This is a genomic window from Streptomyces sp. NPDC058985, from assembly GCF_042740985.1.
Taxonomy (GTDB): domain Bacteria; phylum Actinomycetota; class Actinomycetes; order Streptomycetales; family Streptomycetaceae; genus Streptomyces.
Genome location: NZ_JBHYJX010000002.1, coordinates 24,082 through 34,058 on the forward strand (window position 1 = coordinate 24,082; position 9,977 = coordinate 34,058).

At 68.6% G+C, this 9,977-nt stretch carries 7 protein-coding genes; 6 read left to right on the forward strand and 1 reads right to left on the reverse strand.

What is annotated here, in order from left to right:
- The first annotated feature begins 38 nt into the window (after window positions 1-38).
- From mrdA to ACFW01_RS01875, 5 genes are all read left to right on the forward strand, one after another.
- Window positions 39-2,330: a penicillin-binding protein 2 gene (mrdA, locus tag ACFW01_RS01855; protein ID WP_234960338.1), complete on the forward strand. Its 2,292-nt coding sequence runs from the start codon at window positions 39-41 to the stop codon at window positions 2,328-2,330.
- Window positions 2,327-3,526, forward strand: coding sequence for a rod shape-determining protein RodA (rodA, locus tag ACFW01_RS01860; protein ID WP_234960339.1), 1,200 nt, complete (start codon window positions 2,327-2,329; stop codon window positions 3,524-3,526). The genes mrdA and rodA overlap by 4 nt, the downstream gene beginning before the upstream one ends.
- A 103-nt stretch (window positions 3,527-3,629) precedes the next feature.
- Complete coding sequence (locus ACFW01_RS01865) at window positions 3,630-5,579, forward strand: TIGR03960 family B12-binding radical SAM protein (RefSeq protein ID WP_384502159.1); 1,950 nt, start codon at window positions 3,630-3,632, stop codon at window positions 5,577-5,579.
- Window positions 5,580-5,602: 23 nt separating this feature from the next.
- Window positions 5,603-5,788 carry a hypothetical protein gene (locus tag ACFW01_RS01870; RefSeq protein WP_384502161.1) on the forward strand — a complete coding sequence of 62 codons (186 nt, stop codon included), beginning with the start codon at window positions 5,603-5,605 and terminating at the stop codon, window positions 5,786-5,788.
- A 318-nt stretch (window positions 5,789-6,106) separates the two neighbouring features.
- Complete coding sequence (locus ACFW01_RS01875; RefSeq protein WP_384502236.1) at window positions 6,107-6,895, forward strand: class I SAM-dependent methyltransferase; 789 nt, start codon at window positions 6,107-6,109, stop codon at window positions 6,893-6,895.
- A 24-nt stretch (window positions 6,896-6,919) separates the two neighbouring features.
- On the opposite strand, the gene ACFW01_RS01880 is transcribed toward ACFW01_RS01875, so the two are convergent.
- The gene (locus ACFW01_RS01880) at window positions 6,920-8,533 is read right to left on the reverse strand and encodes a recombinase family protein (RefSeq protein ID WP_384502163.1); all 1,614 of its coding nucleotides are present in this window, start codon (window positions 8,531-8,533) and stop codon (window positions 6,920-6,922) included.
- Between the two features lie 349 nt (window positions 8,534-8,882).
- Between ACFW01_RS01880 and ACFW01_RS01885 the strand changes: the two genes are divergently transcribed.
- Window positions 8,883-9,977: S1 family peptidase (locus tag ACFW01_RS01885; protein ID WP_384502165.1), on the forward strand; the 1,095-nt coding region annotated here is incomplete at its 3' end.

The following is a 9,977-nucleotide window of genomic DNA, read 5'->3' on the forward strand; positions in this document are numbered from 1 at the left end:
CAGACAGGGAACCAGCACATCGCGAGGGGGCGACAGAAGTGACCAACATCCCCGAGACCGGCCGCAGCACACGCGTCCAGACCCGGCTCGTCGTCATCCAGATCCTCGTCCTCTCCCTCCTCGCCACCCTCGGCGGCCGGCTCTGGTACCTCCAGATCCGGCAGGGCGACGAGTACGCCGAGGAGGCCTCCGGCAACCACGTCCAGCAGGTCGTCCAGCCCGCCACCCGCGGCTCGATCCTGGACGCCCGCGGCGTGGCACTCGCCGACAACGAGACCCGGCTCGTGGTCTCCGCCTCCCGCACCGAGCTGCTGAAGATGAAGGACGACGGCAAGGCGGTCCTCACCAAGCTCGCCGGCGTCCTCGGCATGAAGCCCCAGGACGTCATCGACAAGGTCCGGCTCTGCGACGCCGAGACCCCGCAGCCCTGCTGGAACGGCTCGCCCTACCAGCCGATCCCCGTCACCGACGAGGCCACCGTCAAGCAGGCCCTGCAGATCCGCGAGCGCGCCGAGGACTTCCCCGGCATCACCGCCGAGCCCATGGCCGTACGCCGCTACGCCGCCCCCGGCAAGTCCAACACCGCCCAGGTCCTCGGCTACCTCTCGCCGGTCACCGACGAGGAGCTGCAGAAGGCCCAGGACACCGACTCGCCCTTCCTCCGCTCCGACCAGGTCGGCCGCTCCGGCCTGGAACGCCAGTACGACAAGGCGCTGCGCGGCAAGGCCGGCGTCACCCGCTACGAGGTCGACAACCTCGGCCGCGTCATCGGCGAGGCCGAGTCCGACGCGGGCACCCCCGGCTCCAACCTCGTCACCAGCATCGACTCGCGAGTCCAGCGCGTCGCCGAGTACGAGCTGAACGAGGCCATGAAGGCCGCCCGCAAGGAGATGGACCGCAACACCAACCGGCTCTACGAGGCCGACGCCGGCGCCGTCGTGGTGATGGAGGCCAAGACCGGCCGAGTCGTCGCCATGGCCTCCAACCCCGACTACGACCCGAACGCCTGGGTCGGCGGCATCTCCGCCAAGGACTACAAGAAGCTCACCGGCAAGGACTCCAACTACCCGCTGCTCAACCGCGCCACCCAGGGCCAGGCGGCCCCGGGCTCCATCTTCAAGGTGGTCTCCTCGGCCGCCGCCGTCGAGGCCGGCTACGACTTCGACGGCAGGTACGACTGCTCCAGCGCCTACACCCTCGGCGGCCAGGTCTTCAAGAACTTCGAGTCGGCGAGCTACGGCCCGATCAGCCTCGGCCGCGCCCTGGAGCTGTCCTGCGACACCGTCTTCTACCGCCTGGCCCACGAGGAGTGGAAGAAGGACGGCGGCGCGAAGCCCAAGGACCCCAACGACTTCTTCTACAAGGCCGCCCACCAGTTCGGCCTCGGCAAGGAGACCGGCATCGACCTCCCCAACGAGGTCACCGGCCGCGTCCCCGACCGGCAGTGGAAGAAGGACTACTGGGAGGCCAACAAGGACGCCTGGTGCAAGACCGGCAAGAAGGACGGCTCCTACGTCGAGAAGCTCGCCTACGAGGGCTGCCTCGAGGGCAACAGGCTGCGCGCCGGTGACTCCATCAACTACTCCATCGGCCAGGGCGACACCCTCGTCACCCCCATCCAGATGGCCACCATCTACGCGGCCATCGCCAACGGCGGCACCCTCTACGACCCCAGCATCGGCAAGGCCGTCGTCAGCCCCGACGGCAAGCAGGTCAGCGCGATCGAACCCAAGTCGCACGGCAAGCTGCCGATAAGCAAGACCACGCTGGCCAAGATGGACGACGCCCTCGCCGGCGTCGCCACCCGCGGTACCGCCGCCTGGCGGTTCGGCGGCTGGCCGCAGGACGAGATCCCGATGCACGCCAAGACCGGTACCGCCGAGGTCCACGGCAAGCAGACCACGTCCTGGTTCGCGACGTACACCAAGGACTACTCGATCGTCATGACGATCTCCCAGGGCGGTACGGGCTCCGGCGCCTCCGGTCCCGCCGTCCGCAACATCTACGACGCCCTGTACGGCGTCTCCGACGACGGCGCGATCGACAAGAAGAAGGCGCTGCTGCCCCAGCCGCAGGCGAAGCTCCCGACCATCAAGGCCGACGGGACCATCCCGGCCCCGAAGATGCCCAAGGACGTCGTCAAGGACCTCCAGCCCGACGAGAAGCTCTCCCCCGAGGAGGAGTACGCGCCCGTCGAAGAGCAGGAGCAGGGCACCACCCCGCCCACCCAGAACACCGAGAACCGCGACACCAGGCGCCGCCGACGGCGCGGCGGCCCGGGCCGGCGCTCCACCGGCGGCGCACACGGAAGCCGGAGGGCACGCGCATGACCGGCGCAGGCGGCTTCCACGTCTCCGGGTACGGCCCCGACCGGGGCGGCTGGACCCGGCTCTTCGCCCGGGACTCCATGGCCCGGCGGCTCGACTGGCCGATACTGCTGGCATCCGTCGGGCTGTCGCTGCTGGGCTCGCTGCTGGTCTACTCCGCGACCCGCAACCGCACCGAACTCAACCAGGGCGACCCGTACTACTTCCTCACCCGCCACCTCCTGAACACCGGCATCGGGCTCGCCCTCATGGTCGGCATCGTCTGGCTCGGCCACCGCGCCCTGCGCACCGCCGTGCCCGTCCTGTACGGCGCCTCCGTCTTCCTGATCCTGCTGGTGCTCACCCCGCTCGGCTCGACCATCAACGGCGCCCACTCCTGGATCAAGCTCCCCGGCGGCTTCTCCCTCCAGCCCTCGGAATTCGTGAAGCTCACGATCATCCTCGGCATGGCGATGCTGCTGGCCACCCGCGTCGACGCGGGGGACCGGCAGCACCCGGACCACCGGACCGTGCTCCAGGCCCTGGGCCTGGCCACCGTGCCCATGCTGATCGTGATGCTCATGCCCGACCTCGGGTCGGTCATGGTCATGGTCATCATCGTGCTGGGCGTCCTGCTCGCCTCCGGGGCCAGCAACCGCTGGGTCTTCGGACTGCTCGGCGCCGGCACGGCCGGGGCGCTCGCCGTGTGGCAGCTCGGCATCCTGGACGACTACCAGATCGCCCGCTTCGCCGCCTTCGCCAACCCGGCCCTGGACCCGGCCGGCGTCGGCTACAACACCAACCAGGCGCGCATCGCGATCGGCTCCGGCGGACTGACCGGCTCCGGCCTCTTCGAGGGCTCCCAGACCACCGGCAGATTCGTACCGGAACAGCAGACCGACTTCGTCTTCACGGTCGCCGGCGAGGAACTGGGCTTCCTCGGCGCGGGCCTGATCATCGCCCTGCTCGGCGTGATCCTCTGGCGCGCCTGCAAGATCGCCCGCTCCACCCCCGACCTGTACGGCACGGTCGTCGCCGCCGGGATCGTCGCCTGGTTCGCCTTCCAGACCTTCGAGAACATCGGCATGACGCTCGGCATCATGCCGGTCACCGGCCTGCCCCTGCCCTTCGTCTCCTACGGCGGCTCCTCCATGTTCGCCGTGTGGATGGCGGTCGGGCTGCTCCAGTCGATCACGGTGCAGAGACCGATGTCGGCCTGAGCCCCGGCCCCGGCCCCGACCCGGGCCGTGGACGGTACGGGGGACCATCCCCGCCGGGTTAGGCTGGATGGTCCCCCTTGTCAGCACACGAAGGTTCCGTGAGATGCCTGCCGAAGCCGCCGAGTCTGTGAAGTCTGTGTTTCCGCAGCTCGAAGCTCTGCTCCCGCATGTGCAGAAGCCGATTCAGTATGTCGGCGGAGAGCTCAACTCCACGGTCAAGGACTGGGAATCCTGCGACGTCCGCTGGGCCCTGATGTACCCCGACGCCTACGAGGTCGGACTGCCCAACCAGGGCGTCATGATCCTCTACGAGGTGCTCAACGAACAGCAGGGCGTCCTCGCCGAGCGCACCTACAGCGTCTGGCCGGACCTCGAGGACCTGATGCGGGAGCACTCCGTCCCGCAATTCACCGTCGACAGCCACCGCCCGGTCGGCGCCTTCGACGTCTTCGGCCTCTCCTTCTCCACGGAGCTGGGCTACACCAACATGCTCACGGCCCTCGACCTGGCGGGCATCCCGCTGGAGGCCAAGGACCGCGGCATCGACGACCCGGTCGTCCTGGCCGGCGGGCACGCGGCGTTCAACCCCGAGCCGATCGCCGACTTCATCGACTGCGCCGTCATCGGCGACGGCGAGCAGGCCGTCCTGGAGATCACCGCGATCGTCCGCGCCTGGAAGGCCGAGGGCCGCCCCGGCGGACGCGAGGAACTCCTCCTGCGCCTGTCCAGGACCGGCGGCGTCTACGTCCCCGCCTTCTACGACGTCGAGTACCTGCCCGACGGCCGCATCTCCCGCGTCGTACCCAACCGCAGCGGCGTCCCGTGGCGGGTCAGCAAGCACACCGTCATGGACCTCGACGAGTGGCCCTACCCCAAGCAGCCCCTCGTCCCGCTCGCCGAGACGGTCCACGAGCGGATGTCCGTGGAGATCTTCCGCGGCTGCACCCGCGGCTGCCGCTTCTGCCAGGCCGGCATGATCACCCGCCCGGTGCGCGAGCGCTCCATCACCGGCATCGGCGAAATGGTCGACAAGGGCCTGAAGGCAACGGGCTTCGAGGAGGTCGGTCTCCTCTCCCTCTCCTCCGCCGACCACACGGAGATCGCCGACGTCGCCAAGGGCCTCGCGGACCGGTACACGGACGACAAGATCGGCCTGTCCCTCCCCTCGACCCGCGTCGACGCCTTCAACATCGACCTGGCCAACGAGCTGACCCGCAACGGCCGCCGCTCCGGCCTGACCTTCGCCCCCGAGGGCGGCTCCGAGCGCATCCGCAAGGTCATCAACAAGATGGTCTCGGAAGAGGACCTGATCCGTACCGTCGCGACGGCCTACGGCAACGGCTGGCGCCAGGTGAAGCTGTACTTCATGTGCGGCCTGCCCACCGAGACCGACGAGGACGTCCTCCAGATCGCCGACATGGCGACCAGGGTCATCGCCAAGGGCCGCGAGGTCTCCGGCGCCAACGACATCCGCTGCACGGTCTCCATCGGGGGCTTCGTCCCCAAGCCCCACACCCCCTTCCAGTGGGCCCCGCAGCTCTCCTCCGAGGAGACCGACGCCCGCCTGCAGAAGCTGCGCGACAAGATCCGCGGTGACAAGAAGTACGGCCGCTCCATCGGCTTCCGCTACCACGACGGCAAGCCCGGCATCGTCGAGGGCCTCCTCTCCCGCGGCGACCGCCGCCTCGGCGCCGTCATCCGCGCGGTCTACGACGACGGCGGCCGCTTCGACGGCTGGCGCGAGCACTTCTCGTACGACCGCTGGATGGCCTGCGCCGACAAGGCCCTGGCCCCCACCGACGTCGACGTCGACTGGTACACCACCCGCGAGCGCGGCTACGAGGAGGTCCTGCCCTGGGACCACCTCGACTCCGGCCTCGACAAGGAGTGGCTCTGGGAGGACTGGCAGGACGCCCTCGACGAGACGGAGGTCGACGACTGCCGCTGGACCCCGTGCTTCGACTGCGGCGTCTGCCCCCAGTTCGACACATGGCCACAAACGGGCCCGACGGGCAAGAAGCTGCTGCCGCTTACGGTCAAGACGCCCGGCTGACCTGGGGAAACAGGGGCTGTGAGATGAGCGAGCCGCTTCACCGCATCGCTGACGCTGTGGCTGACATCACAGAGTCGGATGCGGTGGCGGCGCTGACCGCGCTCGGCTTGCAGAAGGATCGGCGGCAGCCGGCGAAGAAGACGCTGAGAACGCCGCTGCCGCCGCTTGGCCCCCCTTCGGACGTCTCGTCGGACGTGGAGTGGGTGTGAGCCCGAAGAGGGGTCTGCGGTGACCTGGCGGCAGGATCAGTCGGTCCGGTGGCCCCGCCCGCAGGGCGGGGGAGACGCCACCTGACGCGCTCTTGCCAGCCGCGGCCCCATCGTGGCCGATGTGGCGCCGGTGGACTGGGGACCTGCGTCGGTGCGGCGCGTCGCGGTTTCCCAGGAAATCCGGTGGAGCCCCAGCGGCCGGAAGTGGTTGGGTCCTGCTCAATGCTTCGCTGACACGGCCCGCACAGTGCGAAGCGCAAGGACCGAATCTCAGGCGCGGTCTGGTCGGCGTGTCGCAGGGTGACGGAGGTTGTCGCGGTGGCTGGTTATGGGGCGCTTTCCGACGTGTACGAGTGGCTGATCGGGGACGACCGGTTAACTCCCGCCAAGGCAGCCGAGGTTTACTACAGCGATGTCGTGGGCTCTCTGCCGTCCAACGCTCGCGTCCTCGACTGCGCGTGTGGAACCGGCCAGCTCGCCGTCGGTCTCGCGAGTCTTGGCCTTGACGTGGTCGCCGCGGACGCCAGCAGCGGGATGGTTCGCCGGACCGGGAAGGCCGCCGACGAGGAGGGTGTCTCGCTTCGAGCCCTCCGCGCGCGCTGGGACGAATTGCCCGACCACCTGGAGGACTCCACGTTCGATCTGGTGTTCTGCGTCGGCAACTCGCTCGGGCACGCCGAGGGCGCAGCCGGGCGCCTGACCGCACTGGAAGCGATGTCGCGGCTGCTGAATCCGGGCGGACGCCTTGTGCTCCACTCACGCAACTGGGAGCTCGTTCGCTCCGCCGGCTCACGGGTAGACGTCCGCGATCGACTCATCCGCCGCTACGACCGCGATGCGGTCGTCAGCTACTACTGGCAGATCGAGCAGCGCTGGGAGCAGGAACACTTCCTCGAGATCGTGGTTGCCCAGATCGAGCCGGACGGGGCAGTGCGGGCCTGTTCGGAGCGGTTGTCCATCTGGCCCTACCGGTACGAGGACCTCGTGGCGCAGTTGCGGAGCGTCGGACTCACTGTGCAGTCCACCACCTTCGACCCCGAGAACGATGGATACATGGTGGTCGCCAGCCGCGACCAGGCGCGAGGCACGTCTGAGCCGGCGAACTGATCCAGCAGCGGTCGCTGTGGGGGATCAGGAGGCTTGCGCGAAGTCGTCCTCACGGATTACGAGTCGCTCGCGTACGTCCTTCGGGATCAGTAGGCGGAGGTGCACCTTCGGGGCTCGGACCTTCGGCACTTTCGTGCGGGTCACTTCGCAGCGGATCCCTACCCGGTACAGGTCGGCGGACATGGCCTCCATGCCGCCTTCCTGCCAGTGCTCACGGAATGTCTTGCCGCCGTGGACGTTGACCCACCGATCCTTCGGGGTCTCGGGGTCGATCGCTTCGAGCTCACTGATGAGCTTGTCCAACGTTGCTTCCGCCTGCTCCTTCGTGAACCGTGTCTTCGTGTACCGGCCCCCAGGTTCGAGATCCTTCATGTACAGCGCGATGGTCTCTTGAAGCCGCTTGATCTCCTTGCGGGCCTCGGCACCCTCTGCGTACTGGCGAACCTGCACGGGGAAGTCCCCAAGGACCTTGAGCACGTCCTCCACCAGGCGCTCGTAGACCCGCTCGGGGTTGGGCGCTCCGAGTCCGCCGCTCTTGCAGTTGCGGCACCGCAGGTACTGGTAGGTCCCGTACGTGTTGTTCGTGATCTGCACGGTCATGTTCGTCTTGCAGTCGGCGCACAGGAGGACTCCGAGAAACTGGGTCACACCCCCGACACGGCGCGGCGGCTGGTTCTTCTTGCGCTTGTCGAGGGCGGCGCCGAGGGTCTCGAACTCCTCCTCAGTAAAGAGGGGAGGGGCGACCTTGATCGGCCTGCCGTCCTTGCCGAGGAGCGGCTTCGATCGTCGCTGCCCGCCGTTCTTGTCCTCTTCTACCCGGTAGCCGAGGAGCGCGGGGTTGCGCAGGCGGCGGTGGAGCGTTGCCACGGTGAGCCCTTGGGTCATCAGGCCGGACCGCTTCAGGCAGCGCACCATGAAACCGGCGGAGCGTCCCCGCAACGCCATGCGACGGGCCCAGTGCAGGGCCTTGGCCGCCTCGGGATCGATGACGAGAACGACCTTCCCCGTGTCGTCCTCGTCCGTGACGTAGCCGTACGCCGGCTTGCCGATGATCCAGTCTTCCTGTGACTTCGCGTAGTCCCACAGGCTCGCGACGCGGGTCGAGGTGTTGGCCGCCTCGATCTCGGCGATGCCGCCGATGATCGTGACCATGATCTTTCCGGCGGTCGTCGTGAGGTCGAGGCTGTCGTTCTTCGAGACCAGGTTCTTGCCGCGCTTCAGGCTCCACTCGATCATCGTCGAGAGATCGGAGAGGCGCCGTACGAAGCGGTCGAGCTTCCAGAACAAGAGCTCGTCGAACTCGGGGGAGCGGTTGTTCAGCCACTCCCCGAGCTCCTTCCGCTTCCACGGCGGAACCTTCGTCGCCGACACGTTCAGGTCGGAGGCGACGCCGACGACTCGGCTCCCTCGCTCCCTGGCCAGGATGCGGAGATCGAGCTCCTGCCGTACCGGCGACGTCGTGTCGTCTGTCAGTACGGACAAGCGGATGGATAAGAGTGCCCGAGGTGCGTCCTGGGGGAGTAAGGCCTCAGCCCGTTTGAGCTCCTCCAACAGGGCAAGGTCGGCGTCGGCCCACTCGGCTTCCGCGCTGTAGGCCGCTCGGTCTGCCGCGAGTCGGCGCTGCCCTCGTTTCCTCATGTCAGACAGCGTGGCGCAGTTCGCGGACGGTTTTAAGCGTTTTCCATATGCCCCGCTATGGACACCGAGATCCAGGTCGCCCGACCGGCAAGGAACTGCTGCCGCTGACGGTCAAGTAGGGCCGCTCGCCCATCGGGTGACGCAAGTCATGCTCCGGGTGTGACGTACTGTCAGTTTGGGTGATTTGACCCGTGGACGAGATCATGGAGCACGGTCTTGGATGGCCGAGGGGGGCGGGTATCGGGTGTTTTTCGTGAACGCGTAGCGAAGACACCCTCCGACACGTGAAGAGCAGTCGGCGTACCGCGACCTTCGAGCCAGTTTTCCAAGACCGACTCCTAGGACTGCAATGAACGCACGCAGCAAGACCGATTCCCGTCCGAACCGGCTCAGACACGCCGCCGCGCTGCTCGGTGCGGCGCCGCTGCTGCTCATCGGCGTCACGCCGGCGCACTCGGTGGTCGGCGAGCCCTCGACGGACGCCGGTCTCGGCTTCACCGCGCGGCTGTTGGTCGGTGACCACCAGCGGGGCTGTTCGGGCTCGCTGGTCTCGCCCGAGTGGCTGCTCACGACCGCCAGTTGCTTCGCCGAGAACCCTGCCGCCGACCTCTCCGTGCCGGCCGGTCCGCCCCGGCTGAAGACCGTCGCGACCGTCGGCGGCGAGAAGCGCGACGTCATGGAACTGCGCCCGCACGGTGAGCGCGATCTCGTGCTGGCCCGGCTCGCGCAGCCCGTGCGGGGAGTGGTCCCCGTCGCCCTCGCCACCACGGGACCCGCCGCCGGACAGGATCTCACCGTGGCCGGACACGGCCGTACCGCGACCGAGTGGGCGCCGCTCGACAAGCACACCGGCACCTTCGCCGTCACCGCGGTCGAGGGCGCCGACCTGGTCCTGAGCGGCAAGGACGGAGCCTCGGTCTGCCAGGGCGACGCGGGCGGCCCGGTCCTGCGTACCGTCGACGGGCGTCCCGCGCTGGTCGCGGTCAGCAGCCGTTCGAACCAGGTGGGCTGCTTCGGCGTCGACTCCGCGGCAGGGGCCGCGAGCAGCGCGGTCGCCGCTCGCGTCGACGACATCCGCGACTGGGTCACCGCGAACGCCGTGCGGACCCCGGCCGCCGACCTCGACGGGGACGGCCGCAGCGATGTGGGCGTGCTGTACGACTACGGCCAGGGGAGTGACGGGGCCAACCGGACCGCCCTGTGGACGATGACCAGCAACGGTTCCGGGTTCGGCGGGCCGGTGCGCGCTTGGGACAGCGCCACGGGCGGCAGTTGGAACTGGAGCCGGTCGAAGGTGGTTGCCGGTGACTTCGACGGAGACGGCCGCGGCGACGTCGGCGTGCTCTACGACTACGGCCGCCAGAGTGACGGGACCAATCGGACCGCGCTGTGGACGTTGACCAGTAGTGGTTCCGGGTTCGGTAAGCCGGTGAAGGTCTGGGAC